This is a genomic window from Thiomicrorhabdus hydrogeniphila, from assembly GCF_054656895.1.
Genome location: NZ_BAAHXL010000001.1, coordinates 1,170,600 through 1,191,039 on the forward strand (window position 1 = coordinate 1,170,600; position 20,440 = coordinate 1,191,039).

Annotated in this window: 22 protein-coding genes; 5 read left to right on the forward strand and 17 right to left on the reverse strand. The window is 38.9% G+C overall.

Annotated features, from left to right (window positions below; genetic code table 11):
• Window positions 1-112: 112 nt before the first annotated feature.
• On the forward strand, window positions 113-3,037 hold the full coding sequence (locus tag ACYQ0E_RS05195; RefSeq protein ID WP_460187180.1) for an EAL domain-containing protein: 2,925 nt from the start codon (window positions 113-115) through the stop codon (window positions 3,035-3,037).
• A 100-nt stretch (window positions 3,038-3,137) separates the two neighbouring features.
• Here the strand turns inward: ACYQ0E_RS05195 and ACYQ0E_RS05200 are convergent, their stop codons facing one another.
• Both ACYQ0E_RS05200 and ACYQ0E_RS05205 read right to left on the reverse strand, forming a co-directional pair.
• Window positions 3,138-4,427, reverse strand: coding sequence for a 6-phosphofructokinase (locus ACYQ0E_RS05200; protein ID WP_460187181.1), 1,290 nt, complete (start codon window positions 4,425-4,427; stop codon window positions 3,138-3,140).
• Window positions 4,428-4,512: 85 nt separating this feature from the next.
• Complete coding sequence (locus ACYQ0E_RS05205) at window positions 4,513-5,700, reverse strand: ribonuclease D (RefSeq protein WP_460187182.1); 1,188 nt, start codon at window positions 5,698-5,700, stop codon at window positions 4,513-4,515.
• A 48-nt stretch (window positions 5,701-5,748) separates the two neighbouring features.
• Between ACYQ0E_RS05205 and mpl the strand changes: the two genes are divergently transcribed.
• On the forward strand, window positions 5,749-7,143 hold the full coding sequence (gene mpl / locus ACYQ0E_RS05210) for a UDP-N-acetylmuramate:L-alanyl-gamma-D-glutamyl-meso-diaminopimelate ligase (RefSeq protein ID WP_460187183.1): 1,395 nt from the start codon (window positions 5,749-5,751) through the stop codon (window positions 7,141-7,143).
• A gap of 192 nt (window positions 7,144-7,335) precedes the next feature.
• Here the strand turns inward: mpl and brnA are convergent, their stop codons facing one another.
• The 3 genes from brnA to ACYQ0E_RS05225 form a co-directional block, all read right to left on the reverse strand.
• Window positions 7,336-7,581 carry a type II toxin-antitoxin system BrnA family antitoxin gene (gene brnA, locus ACYQ0E_RS05215; RefSeq protein WP_460187184.1) on the reverse strand — a complete coding sequence of 82 codons (246 nt, stop codon included), beginning with the start codon at window positions 7,579-7,581 and terminating at the stop codon, window positions 7,336-7,338.
• Between the two features lie 576 nt (window positions 7,582-8,157).
• Window positions 8,158-8,544, reverse strand: coding sequence for a VOC family protein (locus ACYQ0E_RS05220; protein ID WP_460187185.1), 387 nt, complete (start codon window positions 8,542-8,544; stop codon window positions 8,158-8,160).
• A 173-nt stretch (window positions 8,545-8,717) separates the two neighbouring features.
• Window positions 8,718-10,388, reverse strand: coding sequence for a 2-isopropylmalate synthase (locus ACYQ0E_RS05225; protein ID WP_460187186.1), 1,671 nt, complete (start codon window positions 10,386-10,388; stop codon window positions 8,718-8,720).
• 101 nt (window positions 10,389-10,489) lie between these two features.
• Here ACYQ0E_RS05225 and ACYQ0E_RS05230 point away from each other — a divergent pair, with 101 nt between their 5' ends.
• Entirely contained in the window at window positions 10,490-11,284 is a 795-nt protein-coding gene (locus ACYQ0E_RS05230; RefSeq protein WP_460187187.1) for an AraC family transcriptional regulator, read from the forward strand.
• Between the two features lie 87 nt (window positions 11,285-11,371).
• Here ACYQ0E_RS05230 and ACYQ0E_RS05235 read toward each other — a convergent pair whose 3' ends face one another.
• The 9 genes from ACYQ0E_RS05235 to ACYQ0E_RS05275 form a co-directional block, all read right to left on the reverse strand.
• Window positions 11,372-11,731, reverse strand: coding sequence for a hypothetical protein (locus ACYQ0E_RS05235; protein ID WP_460187188.1), 360 nt, complete (start codon window positions 11,729-11,731; stop codon window positions 11,372-11,374).
• Window positions 11,732-11,843: 112 nt separating this feature from the next.
• Complete coding sequence (locus tag ACYQ0E_RS05240; protein ID WP_460187189.1) at window positions 11,844-12,143, reverse strand: zinc ribbon domain-containing protein; 300 nt, start codon at window positions 12,141-12,143, stop codon at window positions 11,844-11,846.
• Between the two features lie 76 nt (window positions 12,144-12,219).
• The gene (locus tag ACYQ0E_RS05245) at window positions 12,220-12,612 is read right to left on the reverse strand and encodes a hypothetical protein (protein WP_460187190.1); all 393 of its coding nucleotides are present in this window, start codon (window positions 12,610-12,612) and stop codon (window positions 12,220-12,222) included.
• Between the two features lie 71 nt (window positions 12,613-12,683).
• The gene (locus tag ACYQ0E_RS05250) at window positions 12,684-13,118 is read right to left on the reverse strand and encodes a hypothetical protein (RefSeq protein WP_460187191.1); all 435 of its coding nucleotides are present in this window, start codon (window positions 13,116-13,118) and stop codon (window positions 12,684-12,686) included.
• 76 nt (window positions 13,119-13,194) lie between these two features.
• A complete protein-coding gene (locus ACYQ0E_RS05255; RefSeq protein ID WP_460187192.1) occupies window positions 13,195-13,689 on the reverse strand; it encodes a lecithin retinol acyltransferase family protein in 495 nt (164 codons plus the stop codon).
• 91 nt (window positions 13,690-13,780) lie between these two features.
• Window positions 13,781-14,113 carry a hypothetical protein gene (locus ACYQ0E_RS05260; protein ID WP_460187193.1) on the reverse strand — a complete coding sequence of 111 codons (333 nt, stop codon included), beginning with the start codon at window positions 14,111-14,113 and terminating at the stop codon, window positions 13,781-13,783.
• Window positions 14,114-14,383: 270 nt separating this feature from the next.
• A complete protein-coding gene (locus ACYQ0E_RS05265) occupies window positions 14,384-15,601 on the reverse strand; it encodes a hypothetical protein (protein WP_460187194.1) in 1,218 nt (405 codons plus the stop codon).
• Window positions 15,602-15,670: 69 nt separating this feature from the next.
• Window positions 15,671-16,048 (reverse strand): hypothetical protein, encoded by a 378-nt coding sequence (locus ACYQ0E_RS05270; RefSeq protein WP_460187195.1) that lies wholly within the window; start codon window positions 16,046-16,048, stop codon window positions 15,671-15,673.
• Window positions 16,049-16,154: 106 nt separating this feature from the next.
• A complete protein-coding gene (locus ACYQ0E_RS05275) occupies window positions 16,155-16,439 on the reverse strand; it encodes a hypothetical protein (protein WP_460187196.1) in 285 nt (94 codons plus the stop codon).
• 163 nt (window positions 16,440-16,602) lie between these two features.
• Here ACYQ0E_RS05275 and ACYQ0E_RS05280 point away from each other — a divergent pair, with 163 nt between their 5' ends.
• Both ACYQ0E_RS05280 and ACYQ0E_RS05285 read left to right on the forward strand, forming a co-directional pair.
• On the forward strand, window positions 16,603-17,583 hold the full coding sequence (locus tag ACYQ0E_RS05280) for an integron integrase (RefSeq protein ID WP_460187197.1): 981 nt from the start codon (window positions 16,603-16,605) through the stop codon (window positions 17,581-17,583).
• A gap of 30 nt (window positions 17,584-17,613) precedes the next feature.
• Window positions 17,614-17,943, forward strand: a complete 330-nt coding sequence (locus ACYQ0E_RS05285; RefSeq protein WP_460187198.1) for a DMT family transporter — start codon at window positions 17,614-17,616, stop codon at window positions 17,941-17,943.
• 30 nt (window positions 17,944-17,973) lie between these two features.
• On the opposite strand, the gene ACYQ0E_RS05290 is transcribed toward ACYQ0E_RS05285, so the two are convergent.
• The 3 genes from ACYQ0E_RS05290 to hemL all read right to left on the reverse strand — a co-directional run bounded on the left by ACYQ0E_RS05290 (window position 17,974) and on the right by hemL (window position 20,239).
• Window positions 17,974-18,288: a hypothetical protein gene (locus tag ACYQ0E_RS05290; RefSeq protein WP_460187199.1), complete on the reverse strand. Its 315-nt coding sequence runs from the start codon at window positions 18,286-18,288 to the stop codon at window positions 17,974-17,976.
• Between the two features lie 18 nt (window positions 18,289-18,306).
• The gene (locus ACYQ0E_RS05295) at window positions 18,307-18,834 is read right to left on the reverse strand and encodes an elongation factor P hydroxylase (protein ID WP_460187200.1); all 528 of its coding nucleotides are present in this window, start codon (window positions 18,832-18,834) and stop codon (window positions 18,307-18,309) included.
• Between the two features lie 124 nt (window positions 18,835-18,958).
• Window positions 18,959-20,239 (reverse strand): glutamate-1-semialdehyde 2,1-aminomutase, encoded by a 1,281-nt coding sequence (gene hemL / locus ACYQ0E_RS05300; protein ID WP_460187201.1) that lies wholly within the window; start codon window positions 20,237-20,239, stop codon window positions 18,959-18,961.
• Window positions 20,240-20,440 lie beyond the last annotated feature (201 nt).

Below are 20,440 nucleotides of genomic sequence, written 5' to 3' on the forward strand. Positions count from 1 at the left end.
TTTCGGGCTTTTTTTGTTTTTAAAATTAGTGACGATAAATACAAATGGCGATATACTTAAAGCAATGTGAATTTCATCATTTTTAGTAATGAATTTAATAAAGTGAGTTTAAATGCCTGATTCAGCTGACTTAGAACAGATAATTTCTGTTGTTAAGTTAATGCCAAACCCCGTGGTCGTTAATCGTGTTTCTTCGCATGAAGAGAGTAGCGACTTAAATGATGAAATCGTTTATGTAAATCCAGCATTTATTAAAACCATTGGTTATACCGTTGATGACATACCAAATGATAGAGTTTGGTGTGAAAAAGCCTATCCTAAAGAATCCTACCGAAAATACGTTATTCAGACATGGCTTGATTCTATGGAGTCGGCTTGTGAGCACAAAAAAGACTTTACCTCCTTATCACTTCAAATTCATTGTAAAGACCAAACTGATCGTTGGTTTCAAGTTACTGCACAACCAAAGAAAAGAGTTTTTGGTGATTTTAATTTAATTGTTTTAGTTGAAACTGATACGCCTGATGAAATTATTCAGACCCTGCAGGCAAAGTCTGAGGGGTTATTTCTTAAAAACCAAGATTTAAGAATTAGTGAGCAATTATTAGCAAAAACACAGCGTATTGCCAAAATTGGAAGTTGGGAAATTTATTTACAAGATGGTTCTCTCAAATTGTCAGAACAGATGTATCACATCTTAGGCGAAGATCCAGCAACCTATCAACCATCAATGGAATCTTTCTACTCTAAAATTTCTGAAGAAGGACAACACTTAGCACAATCTATGATTAATGAAGCCATTCAAACTGGAGAGCGTGGCACGATTAAAAATAAATTTTCGGTTACTAAAAACGACAACAGTATTGTGTATTTAGAGGTTTATGCTCAAGCGATTTATGATGAAAAAGGAACCCCTATAAAAGTCGTTGGCTCTGCATTGGATGTAACTAACAGAGTGAATTTACAAAATCAAAGTAATGAACTTGCAGATTTAATTAGGGTGGCTCATCAAGAACTGTATATTGTGGATTTTGAGACTGACCAGTATTTATACGCTAACGAAAGCGCCTCTTTAAATACCGGGTATAGCAATGAAGAGATTATGGAATTTACGGTTTTTGATCTTAATCCACAGCTCACAGAGGAGATGGTTCAGGCTTATAAAGCCTCTGGTGACAAAGTAAATAGAATGAGCACCTTATCTGTACACAATCGTAAAGATGGCTCTACTTATCCTGTACACGCAACTATTCAGCGAGTCACATACAACGGCATAATGTGTTATGCCATTTTTGATGCCGATATTTCAGAATTACATGCCGCACAAGAAGCTTCTAAAGTTCAATTAAACTTACTTCAAAAAATAGTCGATACGGTTCCTGTAAGAATTTTTTGGAAAGATGTAGAGTCTCGTTTTTTAGGGGCAAATAAACTCTTCTTAGAAGATGCCAGTTTAGACTCAGTAGAAGAACTTATTGGTAAAACAGATTATGATTTGATGTGGTCAACTAATGATGCTGAAGCATACCAAAAAGAAGACATGGCCGTTGTAAGTAGTGGCCAACCACTTTTAAAATTTGAAGAAACTCAAGTAAGAAAAAATGGTGAGGTTGTTACTCTTTTAACTTCAAAAGTGCCATTAGAAGATGCAAATGGAGAAATTTTTGGTGTATTAGGTACTTACGAAGATATTACGCAACTACGTAAGAACGAACAACTTTTGATTAGTCAGCGCGAACGATTACACTTTCAAGCGTATCACGATGCTTTAACCGGCCTTCCTAATAGAGCCATGCTTGAATATAGGCTAGAACATGCTATTCAACAAACTAAACGTCATAGACAAAAATTTGCTTTGTTGTTTTTAGATTTAGATCAATTTAAACAGATTAATGATTCCATGGGGCATGAGGTTGGTGATTGTGTATTGAAAGAGGTAGCTAAAAACCTACATTCTAGTATTCGAGAATCAGATACCTTAGCCAGAATAGGCGGTGATGAGTTCACAATTATTATGAATGAGGTTGATCATTTAAATGATATTTCAATTTTAGCCAAAAAAATAATTGATATTTCAAAGCAACCCGTTTTTGTCAAAGAGCAGGTTTTTTATCTTTCAAGTAGTTTAGGGATTAGCGTTTATCCTAAAGATGGTGAAACACCAGATGCACTTTTAAAATGTGCAGATGCAGCAATGTATAAAGCTAAAGAACTGGGTAGAGATAATTTTCAATTTTATACCCGAGATATGACTTTAGCCGCTTTTGAACATATTGCCATGCAAGCAAGTTTAAGAAAAGCCATTAGTAATAATGAATTTGTTGTTCATTACCAGCCACAAATTAACGCAAAAACCAATAAGATTATTGGTATGGAAGCTTTAGTACGTTGGTTACACCCAGCTTTAGGCTTGGTTGTGCCAAATACGTTTATACCTTTAGCCGAAGAAACCGGCCTGATTGTTGAATTAGATAGATTAGTCATGAAAATGGCTATGCAGCAATGGCAACAATGGCATCAACAGGGAATGAATCTAGGTCTGTTATCTATTAATTTAGCGGCCAAACAATTACAAAAACCAGACTTTATAAACTATTTAAAAGAGTGCCTAAATCTCAGTCAGTTTAAAGCCGAATGGCTTGTTTTAGAATTAACCGAAAGTGATATTATGAAAAACCTTGAGGTGATTAATTCACTGTTGCTAGAACTGGGTGGGTTGGGTGTTAAAATTGCCATTGATGATTTTGGTACTGGTTATTCATCATTAGCGTATTTAAAACGTTTGCCTGTAACTAAGTTAAAAATAGATCGCTCTTTTATTAAAGATTTACCTTTAGATGAAGAGGACTGTATTATTACCAAAACCATTATTACGATGGCTGGAAGTTTAGGCTTAGAAGTTTTGGCAGAAGGGGTAGAAACCAGTGAACAAAGAGATTTTTTACAACAAAATGGTTGTAATTATATTCAAGGTTACTTTTTCTCTAAACCAATTCCCTCTGAAGACGTGCCCTTATTAGTAAAACGCTGGTTGTAAATTAAGCTTAATTTAAACTTAAATTAAATTGAAATTACCTTGTGTTTCTAACCAGCATTAAATTCCTAAATAACAAAATGATTGCTATTAAAATACCTGTTTATTTCAGGGCAATAAATTTAGGTAGTTGAGTTTTAACCGTATTAAATGTAAGAGGGCTTATGTCTGGTAAACCATTTTTAAAGGGTGGTTTTTTCTCGCCTTGAATCAATGGTTTTAAATAGTCTAATGCGGCTTGAGTAATATCCATTCCATCTTCTGTTAAAAAATGATCTGGTACTGTTTTTTCTAAGTTTGCAACATCAATTAACGGCACGTTTATAAATTCAAATTTAAACGGGGCTTCTGAAACAAGTTTAACAATGGGTAAAACCCCATGTTCGCCTTTTAATGCAGCATTAACAGCGGCTTCACCAGCTTGATAAGCAAGCTCCCAATCGACTTCTGACACTAAATGACTGGCTGAACGCTGACAGTAATCAGGAATAGAGCAATGGGTTTTACTGTTTAAATGCTGACCAACTAAATGAGATATAGTTGAAGCAACCCCACCAAGTTGTACATAATCCTTTTCAATGGTATGTTCAATATTGGCAATAGAAAGGTAGTCACCATTTTTATGCATTAATCCCTCAGACACCGCACAAACACAATAGCCTTTTTTGGCAATTAATGTATCCACTCGGTCTAAAAAAGCTTGCTGATTAAATTTGCGTTCAGCGGGTAACACGATAAGTGGTGCATCGGACATAACCTCTTTTACCAGGCCTGCAGAAATGGTTAGCCAACCTGTATTTCGTCCCATCAGTTCCATAACATAAAACTTGGTTGAGGTTTCATACATAGAGTGTATGTCTAAAGTTGCCTCTATAAAACTGGTGGCAATGTATTTTGCGGCACTGCCAAAACCTGGGCTACAGTGTGATATATCTAAATCATTATCTATGGTTTTTGCCACACCAATACAAATGACTTTATGACCATTTTCACAACAGTAATCCGCTACTTTTTGTGCCGTAACCATTGAACCATTACCGCCATTGTAAAGAAAGTAACCTATATCATAAGTTTTAAAAACCTCTAAAACACGTTGATATTGTTTAGGATTATGTTCAAGTGGGTCAAGGTCAAATCGGCAAGCTTTAAATGCGGCGCCCGGTTGGTATTTGAGTTGCTCTATGGCATCGTCATCAATATTTGATAAATCAATCAACGCTTCTTCAAGTACACCTTTAATACCGTTAATAGCGGCGTAGGTTTTACCAAATACGTTGGGGTGTTTTTTTATGGTTTCTATTACTGCCGCCGCACTGGCGTTAATCACAGCGGTTACGCCGCCTGCTTGTGCATAAAGTACGTTATTGGCCTGTTGCGCTTGAACTGCATTCACGGTCATATTCCTGAATTATTTGGGTTATTTTAATTTTTGAATAAGAAAATTAAATTATAAAAAGAGTGAAACTGAGTATTGCTAATTATTTATGAACAATTACCACGCGTTGGTTTTGTATTTCTAATTTTACCAGGCCTGTTAAAAGTGCTTGTAAAGATTTGCCAATCAGTTCTTGTCGCCATCCCGTTAATATAGGTAAATTAGGGTTTCTAATTAATTGTAATAAATCGCTTTTATTAATTAAATGACTGGCGACCATATTGTAATCAATAGCAACTTGCAAAATATGCGCATTGGCCAAATGTAAAAGAACCTCTTCTTGGGGTGTTTCTTTTGGTTGTTTGGGCTCAGGTTTAGGAAAACTATCGGCACCCGCCTCAAAAACGGCATCAATCAGCTCTATCCACTGTTCGCCAAAACCTTTAACTGAAGACGCTTTGATATTAGGCACTTTATATAAGGCTTGAACGGTTTGCGGTGGTCTTTTAGCAATATGCACAATCACTTCATCACTCATAACCCATTTTTTAGGGCGATTATGTTCAATGGCATATAACTCACGCCATTGCGCAAGGGTATTTACAATGGCTAAACCTTTACCACGTAACCCTTTAGTACCTTTGACTTTATCGCCCGCTTTTTCTGGGTTAGGATTATAAAGTGATTCATCTAATAATGCTGTGCTGTCATCTTTAACCGCTTGCAGTTCATCTTTACTGAGTTCAGCCAAGTATTTTTCATACAATGGTGCAAGATAACGCACATCGTCTAAGGCATACTCAATTTGCAGTTCAGTCAAAGGGCGATGGTGCCAGTTTGTACGGGTTTGGCTTTTTTCTAGTTTGGTATTGAGTTCGTTCTCAATAACACGTGCAAACCCTGCAATATCGCCATGTTTTTTAAAAATAGCGGCAATTTGGGTATCAAAAATCGCCGTAGGCATTTGGTTTTGTAATTGGTACAACACCTCAATATCTTGGCGAGCGGAATGAAATACCTTAACGACGCTTGTATCGGCTAATAATTGCACAAGCGCATTAAGAGGTTGGTCGCTTTCCGCACTTTGTTTAATGGCGATAGGGTCAATAATCGCCGCTTGGCCCAAGGCATCTTGAACTTGTACCAAGCTTAATTCAGGAAAATAAGTATCTACGCGAACAAATTCTGTATCAATCGCAATCCATGTGATGGCGGAATTTGCTAGAATCTGTTGGCAGTAGTCATTTAGGTGTGATTCAGTCAGAATCGATATATAGGCTTGATTTGTCATAGTCAGTCAAGTTTAAAAGTTAGTTACTATTAGAGCAAGGATAAATCAGTGAAACCGCAAAAAATACACATATTAGGCATTGCCGGAACCTTTATGGGCGGAATTGCCCAAATTGCTAAAGCCATGGGGCACGAGGTAACGGGGTCTGATAAGGCGATTTATCCGCCAATGAGTACGCAATTAGAACAAGCTGGCATTGGCGTAATGGATGACGACTCAATCGAGTTTTTACAACACGAGCCCGACGCGGTTGTGGTAGGTAATGCCAAAAGCCGAGGACACATTGCCGTAGAAGCCACCTTAAATGCGCAACAAGTGTATACCTCTGGCCCGCAATGGCTAGCAGAACATATTCTAAAAGATCGCTGGGTGGTCGCCGTGGCGGGTACACATGGTAAAACCTCAACCGCTTCGATGGTAGCGTGGATTTTAGAGTTTGCCAAACTGAATCCAGGTTTTTTAATTGGTGGCGTGCCAGAAAACTTTGGTGTATCGGCTCGTTTAGGCGATTCGCCGTTTTTTGTTGTAGAAGCCGATGAATACGACACCGCCTTTTTTGATAAACGTTCAAAGTTTGTGCATTACCACCCAAGAACGTGTGTATTAAATAATTTAGAGTTTGACCATGCCGATATTTTTGATTCGGTCAAAGACATTCAAAAGCAGTTTCATCACTTAGTACGCACCGTGCCTGGCAATGGGTTAATTGTTATGCCTAATGATGAAGCCAATTTAGATGAAGTCATCACACAAGGTTGCTGGACACCAATTGAAAAGCAAGGATCAAGTGCCGAATGGAGTTATAAACTTTATGAACAAGACGGCTCTGAATTTGAAGTAATGTTTCAAGGCAGTTGTTTAGGGCGTGTAGTTTGGCTATTAACCGGTTTACACAATGTAAGAAATGCACTAAGTGCCGTAGCCGCCGCCGTACATTGTGGCGTACCCGCTCGCATTGCGGTTGAGGGTTTATCTAAATTTACGGGGATTCGCCGTAGAATGACATTAATTGGTGAAGTGCAATCAGGTCAAAAGCAGGGCATTAAAATTTACGACGATTTTGCTCATCATCCAACCGCCATTGAAACCACTTTAAAAGGGGCTAAAAACCAATTATCAAAATCTACCAGGCCTGGTAAATCTGGAAGATTAATTGCCGTGTTTGAACCACGCTCCAATACTATGCGCATGGGCATTCATAAAGCCACTTTACCCTTAGCGTTTAAAGAAGCCGATGAAGTTTATGCGTTTATTGATGACGATTGGAACTGGCAATTACCCACTGAGGAATTTAGCCAACCCATTCATATACAAAATAGCTATGAAGCCTTGTTAGAAGAGTTAGTAAATGAATTACAACCCGGCGACACCGTTGTAATGATGAGTAACGGCAGCTTCGGTGGCATTCACCAAAAGCTGTTTAACGCATTACAACAAAGTTAAGGTCAATAACCACTATGTGGGCATTATTAGAAATAGCCATTTTACTATTAGTAGTAGGGTGGGTGGTTTGGATGATAAAACCACCTAAGTGAGAATAGGTGACATTGGGTAAAATTATTTTAATGCTTAATTTGGTTTATAACGATTAAACCAAGCGAGCTGCGTGTTAGCATAGTCCGCTTGAGTGCTATGTTAGCCTTGTTTATCAATAACAGGATGAAGGTTTTCAAGTTTATCCGCTAACCATACTTTAATAATGGATTGTCTAGTAACACCTACACGACTCGCTTCTCGGTCTAAAGACTCTAGCATCCATGTTGGAAAATCAACATTAACCCTTTTGGTCTCTTGCAAAGAACGCTTTGCTTTAGATAAATCCAAATGTTCCAAAACATCACTATCTTCATCAAAGTTTTTATCAAATTCAGAAGCTTTCATATAACTCCACCTTATTTTTTCTTGAACGTCTAACTGAAATAATACGAATATTTTCAGATTTTTGCACGCCCTATATTAAAGTAGGTTAACGATAAAACGACAAGAGATGCGCTTTAGCGCAGTCCCCTTGAGTGCTTTGTTAAGTGTGTTTATAGTATTCTTGAAATTACATAATGCTATAAAGAAAATAACCTATAGCAAAGATGAACCCTAACCCAAAAGCAATACCTAATATTGTTTTTATAACCAAGTGTAAATATGCTAAAAAAACTCCAACTAAAACACTTGGTATTACAACAATAGCCATTCTCAAAAATTTACCAAAGTCATATGATGCTGTGTAATCGTATAAGAACCATCCTGAAATTCCAGCGCCAATCAAAAACAAAAGAATTTTCTCAGAATCATCACTGTCTTTTGACGTTCTTCTTCTGACAAGAGCTCCGATTCAGAACCATCAGAATGCCTTACATATTTTTTTGTCATTTACATCCTTTTTATTTTCAAGACACTTAACGCCTCAATAAAGGGCGCGCGTAAGCGCGTCCAGCCGAAGGCTGTACTTTAATTGATTTGTTACATGCTGGAGTAATTAGAGACCTCAATTAAGTTGCCATCTGGATCTCTAAAATATGCTGAAATAATTTTACCTTTAGCGCCGGTGCGGCTAACTGGGCCTTCAATGATAGGAATATGACATTCTGAAAGATTTTTTATAGCCTGCTCAATGGGCTCGTTTATTATAAAGCATAAGTCAGCGCTACCTGATTTAACATTCTCTGCTTTTGGTTCAAACTCCTCGCCTAACTGATGTAAATTGATTTTTTGAGAACCAAAAGATAGTGCAATACGGCCTTCACCGAAAACCACCTTTTTCATGCCCATTACAGATTCGTAAAAATTTACTGTTTTATCAATATCTTTAACAGTTAAAACTAAATGGTCAACTCTATCTACTTGCACGATACCTCCAGTCTTGGTGACATGTAACGCCTTGCTCACCGGGAAATTGGGAGCGCAGCGAGTAATTTTTCCGAGTGCAGCAACTTGTTATAAAGCATAGTGCACATCTGTATAGCCAAAGCCCCTCTTGAGGTTAAGGAGCAACAAACAGGTTTATTTTATATACACCAAATTTATTTACATTGAAAACCAGCTATTCTTGCTAATGCACTTAACACAGCAAAAATAGAGGCAGTTGTGCTATTGGTATGAATGCCTACGCCAAAATACGAGCCGGATAAACCACTTGTAGTTAGCTCGATTAACGCAATCGCTTCGGCATCATTACCTTGCCCTAGATTTCGCTCTTCATACGACAACACCGTTGCCTGCTGTCCTAGCGCATCCAGTGTTGCTGCGATGGGGCCGTTACCTTGTCCTTTTACTTGCCTATGTTTGCCTTGAACAGATGTTAAGTCTAAGACAATTTCTTGTCCTGATGAAGTTTTAAATAAGGAGTGTCGCTGATAACCGTATGCACCAGAGGCTTGCTCGGGCTTTAAATAGGTGCGGCTAAACAATTTCCACAGTTGCTGGCTGGATAGTTCAGCCTCTGCACTGTCAGCTTGCTTTTGTACGATTGAACTGAACTCCACCTGCATACGGCGTGGCATCTGTATGCCATAATCTTGCTCCAGCAAAAATGCAATACCTCCTTTACCTGATTGGCTGTTAACGCGTACGACTCCCTCGTAAGTGCGCCCTAAGTCTTTTGGGTCAATTGGCAAGTAAGGAACGCCCCACGGTGCACAGGCTTGTTGTCGCTTAAAGCCCTTGGCTATGGCATCTTGATGCGAGCCAGAAAATGCAGTGAATACCAAATCACCCGCATAAGGATGACGAGGGTGCAAAGCAATTGCCGTGCATTCTTCAACCGTTAATGCCAAGCCTAAGATGTCGGAAAAATCCAAACCAGGAGAAATGCCTTGAGTGTACATATTCAAAGCAATGGTAGCCAAATCCAAGTTTCCGCTGCGTTCGCCATTACCAAACAAACAGCCTTCCACTCGATCAGCCCCTGCTAATAAGGCTTGCTCTGCACAAGCGATTCCTGTACCACGGTCGTTGTGCGGATGCACAGATAGAATCACTTGCTGGCGTCGCTGTAAATGACGGTGCATCCACTCGATTTGATCAGCAAACACATTCGCCGTGCTGACTTCTACGGTGGTTGGCAAGTTGATGATCATGGTTTGAGTATCGTTTTCTAGCCATTCATCCATCGCAGCATGGCACATCCGTAAAGACACCTCTAACTCAGCCATACAAAACGTTTCTGGTGAGTACTGCAACACCCATTCAGTCTCTGGAAAATCCGCAACGCGCCTTTTCAAGTAGCGAACATTATCACGAACTAACTGCTCAACCTGTTCTACCGATAATCCAAAAACAATCTCACGCCAAGCTGGTGCCACTGCATTATATAAATGCACGATGACACGTCGTGCACCGCTCATACTTTCCAAAGTACGATCAATAAGGTCATGACGTAACTGCGTCATGACCATAGGGACGACATCTTCTGGAATCAGATTTTGCTCAATTAACTGGCGACAAAAATTAAAATCGATTTGCGAACCCGCTGGAAACCCTACCTCTATTTCTTTAAATCCAACCTGCACCAAAGTCTTAAAAAATTTATGTTTTCTATTCAGGTTCATTGGCTCAAATAATGCTTGGTTGCCATCTCTTAAATCGGTAGACAACCAGATCGGCGCTTTACTAAGCGTCTGATCAGGCCACTGACGATCGACTAACTGAACTGGTGAGTGTGAAATATACTTACAACTTGGGTCAAGCAACATGGATAAACTCCCTAAAAATTAAAAATCAATCTGCATTTTAGGTTTTCATTGGCTGTCTTGATATCTATAATGGAGCAATTTGTATAGTAAAAAAGACAAATATGGGTAAATCCGCAGCCGATATACACAAGCTCAACCTGTTTGAAACATCTAATCTGCCGCTACATGGTATAGCCGTAGATTATCCAAAAGGGCACTTTATTGCCTCGCACAAGCACAGCAACAGCGGGCAGTTGATGTATGCCATTTCAGGCACGCTGCTGATTGAAACTCAGGCTGGGCGTTGGTTGGTACCACCTAATCGAGCGGTATGGCTGGCAGTTGGTGAAGAGCATTCTGTGATCATGCGCAGCCGTACTCAAGTGCGCAGTGTATTAATCAAAGCGCACACTGTTAATTCAACGCTACCTAATGGAACTGTTGTTATTAACGTAACGCCATTACTCAAAGAATTAATACAAGCTGTCACCTTACTGCCCATTGACTATGGAGCAGATAGACACGCAAATTTATTAGTAAATTTATTATTGGAAGAGTTAAAACGGCATCACACACTAAACTTATTATTGCCTTGGCCCAAAGAGGCGCGTTATCACAACGTCTGCGAATACCTTACACACCATTTAACCGATGCACGCCCAATCGCCGAATGGGCAAGTGAACTGCATATTTCAGCCAAAACCTTTGAACGACAATTTGTACAATTAACAGGTATTTCTTTTGGCAAATGGCGACAACAAGCCCGTTTGCTCTATTCTCTGGAAGCGCTTAACGAAGGACTCCCCATAACTGAAATTTCCCTAAGTTATGGCTACAGCAGTCACAGTGCTTACAGCGCAGCTTTTAAGGCGTTTTTTGGACAAAGGCCATCTGACTTTATGAAAGACCACGGGTAAAGACACTGCCTCGATATATGAGTTCTCATGCTTTATAACGTTTAAGCTAACCCGCCGCGCGTTAGCGCGGTCGGGTTGAGTGCTTTGTTAGCTTGTTGATTTACTGTGAAAATAATATAGATATGCAAGACCTATTGGTGCAATGAATATTGCAAAGACCCAGCAAACAAAAATTGTGATTACTTTTACAATCACGGCTAAAATTGCATTTACAAAAAATACGTTCTCACCCATTACGAAATCTACTATGCTTTCATAAACAAATCTTGAGTAAGGGTACAACAGCGTACTCAATAAAACATAAGGCGCAAATGCCCATTCTGTAGAACGACTTGCATTCATTTCCATATATACAAATAACGCTGTTACAAACAAACCAAAAAAGAGGTTTCTAAAATAATACTGAGTAGTGAGACCACCAAAGGTTTTTTGAATAATTTCTTTCATTTTATCTCCGAAAGTTTTGAAGCTAACGATTAAGCTAAGCCGCTGCGCGTTAGCGCAGTCGGCTTGAGTGCGTTGTTAAACGGCATAACGTTAAACCACTGATTGACAGCATTCAAACCTTTTTACCGTTCTTTATTTGTTTATCTATTTTTGCATTTACAGATGAATTACTAATAGAAATTAAAACCCACATGACTATCCAAATTCCGAATGTAAATAAAGATAAAACAAGGTGTAGAAGGTGACTAGTTTTCTTCTTTTTGCTCAGTAAAACGGCCACTTCTTGGTCAGTGTAAGGTACTTTATTACCTTTTTTATATTGATTTGCACGTACAGGTGCTCCACAATTTGGGCATAAACTAGCAGAATCTGAAATTTGTTTTCCACATTCGTGGCATTCAATAAGAGCCATGCGTATTCCTTATTTTTTACGTTTAACGATAAAACTAAGCGAGCTGCGCGTTAGCGCAGTCCGCTTTAGTGCTTTGTTAGCCAAATTTCAAGTTTGACTGTATTTCATGTCTCTTAATAAGGTCTTGAATTATTGGATTATTACACCCATCACTTTCAACCTTAGTATTTATTTTTTGAGAAAGCATGTCACTTCTCTTTTTCATAACATCAATGATTTGCTCTCTTGAATAACTTGGTTTTAGTTCTTTTACTTTTTGCATTGCTTTCATAGTAACTAGAAGAGTGTTCTTAAAATGGTTCTTAGTTTGTACTTCTGTTGGTTTAGAGCATAAATTAGTGGCTTTATTTGCCATTACAAACTGATCATATACTTCTAAAATGTTCATTTTTTGGTCATCTGCCAATGCTAAAGATGTAAAAAAAGAAATAATTAAAGCGACAATATAAAAGTGTGGACGTCTTTTCATGTGAAGGTTCTCGTTTGGCTAATGCTTAAGCTAACCGGCCGCACGTTAGTGCGGTCGGGTTGAGTGAATTGTTATGTTTGGGTGATTGCGTTAATGATTTGTTCTTGTACATACGGAAGATGTTCCTCATAAATAGTTGCGGCTCTGATATTTGTTAGTTTGCCTTGTTCTTTAGGAATTTCTATTGGAAATTCACCCTTACATAGCCAATTTACTCTTACAAATAAGCTTTCCCATTTTTTATAGGACTCAGAACCTAACTCATTTGATGAGATGCAAGATAAAAGATTTTTAGAAACTATTCCGATACCTTTTACTTTTATTTTTCTTGAACCAGGAGCATTACTTTTTATATATAAGATATCTCCAACTTTAAGCGTAGAAATGAATGAATATAAGTCTTCAGCACTATTTTCATTCCATCCAAGAATAAACTTCCCCTCATCAAAAAAACGTTTTTTCAGCTCTTTTTCATTCCATTTAGAACCAACACCATAAATCGCCAAATCTAACTCCTATATGTGAAAACATAACGTTTAAGCTAACTGGCCGCGCGTTAGCGCGGTCGGGTTTAGTGAATTGTTAAGCAATTTCATTAGATGGCTTTTCAAGTGCTTTGGCGGCATAAACTGCCAAACCACCGATAACAAGAGCACCGCCTAAGAATTTAATTAGTTTGGGGTTTTCAGACAATGCTGCAACCGCTGCTACTCCAGTTAAAGCGCCTGCTACCCCTGCTTTAACTTGGGTTGATGACACTTGAATTCCTGATGCCCATTTAACGAAATGTTCGCAATTTTTATCAGTTACAGAATAAACCCATGTACCAATTTGAGATCTAGCGTTAGCTAAAACTTGAGTTAAAGGAAGCTCTCCTTCGACTTGAGCAACATACGTTTCCTTGCCACCCGTGACGGTATGCCATGCTTCTTCTTGAACGGTACCATTTCTTTTAGTTGCGGATATAAGCATATAGTTACCTAATTCACACATGCGGTCAGTTACTAAAGACCAATGTTGATACATTCCAAAATTGGTAACTACAACATCCCCAGGCTTAACTTTCAATTCTTTCACTTGTTATGGTTTCCGTATTTTCGTTTTAACTTAATGTTTAACGATAAAACTAAGCGAGCTGCGCTTTAGCGCAGTCCGCTTGAGTGCTTTGTTATGCATTATTTTCCACAGTATTTAATGGTTTGCGTGATTTTAATGCCCATATATTCTGTCCGTCCTCTGATGCTCTAGCACCTATCTCAAGAAGTAGCCGTTTAGTGGTTTCTTCATTGGCACCGATCACATGCATTAATATGTCCAGATTACGCCACGGATGTTCCTTGTGATTTAACATTTCCGTAAGCAATTCCCTTGCAGGCTTTTCTTTATTTTTTTCATCTCTATTCTTTAGCCAATGAATGAAAAAATTACCCGCAAGGGTTGCAACCGAACCAATCACTGCACCACACACACCTATTAAAGCAATAATAATTGATTCACTCATGACTCTTCCTTTTTACGTATAACGATAAAACTAAGCGAGCTGAGCGTTAGCGAAGTCCGCTTGAGTGCCTTGTTAAAGTAGATAGCTCAGAAGAATGAAAACTCCACACCTTGACCTATTCACTTGCTTCTAACAGGGTTACAGTTATCCCTGAACATATACCACTCCTCATATGTGTAGGTATAACTGTAACCTTAAAACACTACCAATGATAAGAATACAAATAATAACCAGGCCTGGTAGTTTCTAAAACCAATGAGCTTTAACGCCTCAATCAGCCGACGCACCTGCGGTCGGCTGCATTGACTTGTTAGGAGCTGGCTGGCTTCGAATGTGAACACTTCTACATTGAATGAACGACTTACATCGTTCTATTAAATTATAATCAAGCAGCTCAGCCCTGCCTGAGCTTCCTTTCAATAGGGCTATTAACTCCCTAAAGTCCAATAAATGAAAGAATGCCCCAGTGGACTCAATAGCCTTTATCAGTTCCGCTACTATTTCTGACCAGTCTCCCGAGTGATTAAGCTCTGTAATTAGCACAATACAATGAGGAGGATTTTCTCTTTCTACACTGATCTCTGCTCCAGAGGCAGCATATATTTTTTCTCCTCTTTTAAGAGCTTTGCAAGAACCAATAAGCTGTCCAATTGCTTTCTTTACTTGCTTCTGAACCCCTTTCGTTCTTCTATCAAGACTCCGGCCTGCACCCGCCTTAAGAACAGAAAGGTCTTTTGCTTCAATCAAAAAGCTTCCGTATTGATGAAAGGCAAGAACATCCGTCAATTCTCGTGTCTTGTCACCGATTTTAACTTCTGGAGACTTATACAAAGTAAGAGGAAAGACAGATTCAAGAGATGCCCAAATAGCTCTTTCAAAAACCTCTCCCTCATCTCTATCACTAATTAAAACTGCGTGACTTTCTCGAACACTATAAAAGTGATTGTTATTAGACCTCCACGGCTCGATAGACAACTTAATATTAATAAATGGAATTTCTAAGGCATTTGAGTACGTTTGTGTGTTATCCGTTGAGTAACAGAAGCAATCCAAAACATGTGAGCAGTGTTCATCGAAGTCGCCAACATAGAGATTTTCAATGTCTCCTATAAAATTCAAGACTTCTTCCGAGCCAATGGCGATATTACTCCATGCTAGACATATATCCATTTCATTAAACAGAAATATTGGAGATACCTTATCCTCTAGGATCTTTAATATTGCCCTATGCTCTTCGTTATGACGAACTACACCTGATATAAATAGTGGAGATTCAGGTATGTCAAAAATACGAATGCCCAGACACATATAATGACCATGCAGACCAAAGATCAATTCTGTGCCACAATTTTCTATTAGAGCTTTAACTGAAGGAGTTGGAGCTTTAACAAGAATTGCAATTTCCTCTCCTCCATTGGCTGGCACGACCCATAAAGAAGCTTCTTCTGAACGCATTTCGTTGTAGACTCTTTCACTTGGAATATGCATAAATCTGAGCACCTCCTAACGATAAAACTAAGCGAGCTGCGCGTTAGCGCAGTCCGCTTGAGTGCTTTGTTATACGTCTTGACGCGGTGTATTGTTCAATTTATAAATTTGGATTAATGCAAATGGAGCAATAATTAATGCTAAAAACCAACTCATAAGCACGGCTATTATTTTTTCTGCAATAACAAATCCAGCATCAAGTAAAACGGTTGAATCGCTACCATCACTTCCAAATAGTTTGTTCATTCCGCTTTCAAGTCCATACCTTGAGTAAGGATATAATGCCGTACTGATAAGGCCGTATAAAATGATGAAAAATTCAAATTTTGCAAAGCCTTTTGTATTTACAAAAATAAAAGCAAAGCCGACTAAAAAACCAATTAAAAAATGTCTTAAATAAAATTCACGAGTTAGACCTCGAAAACTTTTTTCAAAAACTTCATTCATGCTTGAAACCTTTATGACGTATAACGTTTTGGGTAAGTTGAGAATGTAGCAGAGCGAAGCACTGCGGAATGCGTCAACTTGACCCACTAGTTATAATTTTTTATCTTTACCAATTTCTGCTCATACCCACAACATAAGCCCAGAATAAAAATATCAAAGTTGTAGACACCATAACTACAAGCCCTGTTGTTATGTAACTACCACGACGAGGTGTTTTCTCAATTCCCAAAATAAGTGAAATTAGCCCTAAGATAAACATACCTAAGATAAACCATATAGGTGTAGGTGCTGCTAGAAACAGCGCATCTCCCTCTGTAAGAAAGGCAGTGAGTATACCTAAAACATAAAGTCCCCATGTTACCCATACAAATAAAGATTTATCATTTCCCATAGTCCATCCATGATTTATAACATTTAGTATAAGGCACTTTTGCCTTGTTATATTGTATTGCGGTGCTTTTTGGGCTGTTTTGCCTTTGTTTTTTCTAGGCTTGTTGCTTTGACAGTTTATATAGTATTATCTTTATAACCTGTCATTATAAAAAAGCACTTTTATGAATAATACACGAAAAAAACCAAGCTTGCTAGTTGAAATGCGTAGTCAGTTACGTCGCGAGGGATATGCGTATTCTACTGAGAATAGTTATTGCGATTGGGTCAAGCGGTTTGTTAAGTTTCATGCTTTTGAGAGTCGTGAGGCGATGTTATTGGATTCGGCACAAAAGGTGGAGTTGTTTTTAACGGATTTGGCGTTGGTACAAAATGTGGCGCCTTCTACGCAAAATCAGGCGTTAAATGCGTTGGTTTATTGTTATAGCAAGGTGTTAAAAGCGCCTTTTACTGATGTAAAAGCGAGTCGGTCTCGTAAGGAGCCTCGTATTCCTGTGGTGTTGACTAAAGAGGAGGTTGGTCAGGTTTTGTCGGTAATGGATGGCACAACGGGTTTGATTGCTAAGTTATTGTATGCGGGTGGTTTGCGTATTACTGAGGCAGTAAGGTTAAGAGTGCAGGATATTGATTTTGGTTTTAAGCAAATTACGGTGCGTAATGGCAAGGGCAAAAAAGACCGAGTGACACCTTTGGCGAACAATTTAATGCCTTTGCTAGAGGTGCAACTGCAAAAGGTGCAAACTCTGCATCAACAGGATTTGGAGCTGGGGTATGGTTCGGTTTACTTGCCTTATGCATTGGCTAAAAAATACCCTAATGCGGATAGAGAGTTGGCTTGGCAATATCTGTTTCCTAGCCGAAGTTTGGCGCAAGATCCGCGTTCTGGGGTGACGAGCCGCCATCATGTAGATCAGTCGTTGGTTAATAAGGCAATCAAGCGTGCGGTTAAGCGGTGTGAGATTGTTAAAAAAGTGAGTGCACATACTTTTCGCCATTCGTTTGCTACACATTTGTTGCAGACAGGTACGGATATTAGAACCATTCAGTTGTTACTTGGGCATGCAAGTTTGCAGACCACAATGATTTACACTCATGTGCTCAAGCAGGGTGGGCAGGGTGTGGTGAGTCCGTTTGATTGTTTGTAGCAGTTAGTCGTTTAGAGTAAGGAAATAAATATGGTTTATGTATTTTTGGGTTTGGCGATTATTTTTGAGGTGGTTGCCACCAGTTTTTTAAAATTAAGCGAAGGGTTTACCAATTTTTGGCCTAGCGTGATTGTGGTGTTGGGTTATGGTTTGGCGTTTTATTTTTTAGGACTGACGTTAAAACAGTTACCTATTGGGATTACTTATGCCATTTGGGCAGGGCTAGGCATTATTTTATTGGCGATTATTGGCATGATCTTTTTTAAGCAAGTACCCGATACGGCCGCTTGGATAGGAATGGGACTGATTTTGTTGGGGGTGGTTGTGATTCAGGTGTTTTCTAAAACTTCGGCTCATTAGTTTTAAGCGGTGTTTGTAATAAATAATGATTTAAATGAGTAAATCACCAAAGCCCCAAATTAATGTGCCTATTACCAGTGTAATGTGGGTTAGATGTACTTTCTTTTGATGCCAGCGTGATGGGGTGATGTCGTCAATTTCTCTAATCGTGTTGTTGTTTTCTAGCTGTTCGTACAAAATATTTAGTTCATTGTGCATTAAAGAATATTCACTCATGGCGGTGAGCAGTACCATTAAACTACCAAAACGGGCAAACCATAATGGTTCTATGGTTAGTCCTAAAAATAAGCCGACCACACCTGCAACCCAAGACAATAATAATAGTAGTCCGCTTTTCTTTTTCATGATTTTTATCCTTTTGGCTTACAGCTCAAATTCTGTAATAGATAGAGGTTTACTTGAACGGTAGTGCGTTAATAAACTATCAGACCACATTTTAGCTCTTGTAGGTAAACCGTTTTTTAAAAAGTATTGAACTTGTTGGTAAACGGCTTGTTTAAATGCCGGTGAGGGTTGATTGTTTAGGCTGATATTGTCGGCACTAAAATGAAACTCAAAATCGGCTGATTTTGAGAATATCCATTCTAACGCTTGTGGTTTGACTTCAACTTTTTCAAACTCAGCTTGACGTTCTTCTGAACGGCCATCGGGTTCGTACCAGTATCCAAAATCTTCTAATAATCGACGCTCTTTACCTGCTACGCACCAATGACTAATTTCATGCAAGGCACTGGCAAAAAATCCGTGTGCAAAAATAATTCTATGGTGTGGATGTGTTTCATCAGCAGGGCGGTAGATGGGTTCTTCTTCGCAACAAATTAACTGCGTGTTATAGCTTGGTATAAAGATTTGATTAAAGAGATTTACTAGGGTTTCTGGGGTGTGTTGCATAGTTGAATGTTTTTTGAAGAGAAGACGGAAAGAAAAGTATTTTGGTTAAGCTGTAATGTTAATCATAAGGTGTACCAGGCCTGGTAAAAATACAATTTACCAGGCCTGGTAAAATTAAAAATGCTTATAAGCAAGCCATTACTTTACGTGCAGCTTCAATGGTGTTTTCTATATCTTCATCGGAATGTTGTGCTGATACAAAACCCGCTTCAAACGCAGAAGGGGCTAAATAAACACCTTCGTTTAACATACCGTGATAAAAGGTTTTAAAACGTTCCATATCGCCTTTTGCTACTTGGGAAAAACGGCGAATATTTTTTTCTTCGGTAAAGAAAATACCAAACATACCACCGACTTGGTTGGTGGTAAATGGAATATTGTTTTCATCAGCAGCGGCTTGTAAACCAGCTAATAGTTTGGCTGTTTTAGCGGTTAGGTTTTCAAAAAAGCCATCTTCTTGAATCATTTGTAATGTTTTTAAGCCTGCGGCCATTGCTAAAGGGTTACCAGATAATGTACCCGCTTGATAAACAGGCCCTAAAGGCGCAATGTGTTGCATTACGGCTTTTTTACCACCAAAAGCACCTACTGGCATTCCGCCACCAATCACTTTACCGTAGGTGGTTAAATCTGGTTGCACATTGTATAACCCTTGTGCGCCTTGTAAACCAACGCGGAAACCACACATAACTTCATCAAAAATCAGTACCGCGCCCGATTCATCACACACTTCACGCAGCGTTTGTAAAAAACCTTCTTCTGGAGGAATGCAGTTCATATTACCGGCAACAGGTTCTACGATAATACAGGCGATTTGATCACCAATTTCAGCAAATACTTTACGTACTTCGTCAGAATCATTGTGGGTTAAGGTTAAGGTCAGTTCGGCTAATGCTTCTGGTACACCTGGTGAAGAGGGGACACCAAGGGTTAAAGCGCCTGATCCGGCTTTTACTAATAACGAGTCTGAGTGACCGTGGTAACAACCTTCAAATTTTACAATTTTGTCACGTCCTGTATAACCACGCGCTAAACGAATGGCGGTCATGGTGGCTTCTGTACCCGAACTCACCATACGGACCATATCCATTGATGGAATTAAATCGCAAACTAAATCAGCCATAGAGGTTTCGATTTCTGTGGGGGCGCCAAAACTTAAGCCTTTTGCGGCTTGCTCTTGCACTACTTTAACGACTTCTGGATTAGCGTGGCCTAAAATAGCTGGCCCCCAAGATCCCACATAATCAATGTATTGACGATCATCGGCATCAATTAAATAGGCGCCTTTGGCTTCTTTAAAAAAGACAGGATCTCCACCCACGCCTTTAAACGCTCTTACAGGTGAATTTACGCCACCAGGAATGTGTTTTTGGGCGGCTTCAAATAACATGTGTGACTTACTCATGGAGATTCCTTTTGTCTATCGGTGTTTAGTGATTGATTAGATCGCTTAGAAATTGATTGGCTATTATAGCCGATTTATTGGTAAAAATAAGTGAGTAAAATTGGCTAAAGCTGTCTAAATTGTTGTGTTGTCGTTAATTTCTGTTTTTTGATAACAGGTTAATAAATCGAGGGGTAAAAGGTGACTGTGGTTAATGGTTAA

Coding starts and splice junctions, on each gene's coding strand:
- ACYQ0E_RS05195 (WP_460187180.1), top strand. CDS start 113: ATGCCTGATTCAGCTGACTTAGAACAGATAATTTCTGTTGTTAAGTTA.
- ACYQ0E_RS05285 (WP_460187198.1), top strand. CDS start 17,614: ATGGTTTATGTATTTTTGGGTTTGGCGATTATTTTTGAGGTGGTTGCC.
- ACYQ0E_RS05270 (WP_460187195.1), bottom strand. CDS start 16,048: ATGAATGAAGTTTTTGAAAAAAGTTTTCGAGGTCTAACTCGTGAATTT.
- ACYQ0E_RS05245 (WP_460187190.1), bottom strand. CDS start 12,612: ATGAAAAGACGTCCACACTTTTATATTGTCGCTTTAATTATTTCTTTT.
- ACYQ0E_RS05295 (WP_460187200.1), bottom strand. CDS start 18,834: ATGCAACACACCCCAGAAACCCTAGTAAATCTCTTTAATCAAATCTTT.
- ACYQ0E_RS05205 (WP_460187182.1), bottom strand. CDS start 5,700: ATGACAAATCAAGCCTATATATCGATTCTGACTGAATCACACCTAAAT.
- ACYQ0E_RS05280 (WP_460187197.1), top strand. CDS start 16,603: ATGAATAATACACGAAAAAAACCAAGCTTGCTAGTTGAAATGCGTAGT.
- ACYQ0E_RS05275 (WP_460187196.1), bottom strand. CDS start 16,439: ATGGGAAATGATAAATCTTTATTTGTATGGGTAACATGGGGACTTTAT.
- hemL (WP_460187201.1), bottom strand. CDS start 20,239: ATGAGTAAGTCACACATGTTATTTGAAGCCGCCCAAAAACACATTCCT.
- ACYQ0E_RS05260 (WP_460187193.1), bottom strand. CDS start 14,113: ATGAGTGAATCAATTATTATTGCTTTAATAGGTGTGTGTGGTGCAGTG.
- ACYQ0E_RS05265 (WP_460187194.1), bottom strand. CDS start 15,601: ATGCATATTCCAAGTGAAAGAGTCTACAACGAAATGCGTTCAGAAGAA.
- ACYQ0E_RS05235 (WP_460187188.1), bottom strand. CDS start 11,731: ATGAAAGAAATTATTCAAAAAACCTTTGGTGGTCTCACTACTCAGTAT.
- ACYQ0E_RS05230 (WP_460187187.1), top strand. CDS start 10,490: ATGGGTAAATCCGCAGCCGATATACACAAGCTCAACCTGTTTGAAACA.
- brnA (WP_460187184.1), bottom strand. CDS start 7,581: ATGAAAGCTTCTGAATTTGATAAAAACTTTGATGAAGATAGTGATGTT.
- ACYQ0E_RS05225 (WP_460187186.1), bottom strand. CDS start 10,388: ATGTTGCTTGACCCAAGTTGTAAGTATATTTCACACTCACCAGTTCAG.
- ACYQ0E_RS05240 (WP_460187189.1), bottom strand. CDS start 12,143: ATGGCTCTTATTGAATGCCACGAATGTGGAAAACAAATTTCAGATTCT.
- ACYQ0E_RS05290 (WP_460187199.1), bottom strand. CDS start 18,288: ATGAAAAAGAAAAGCGGACTACTATTATTATTGTCTTGGGTTGCAGGT.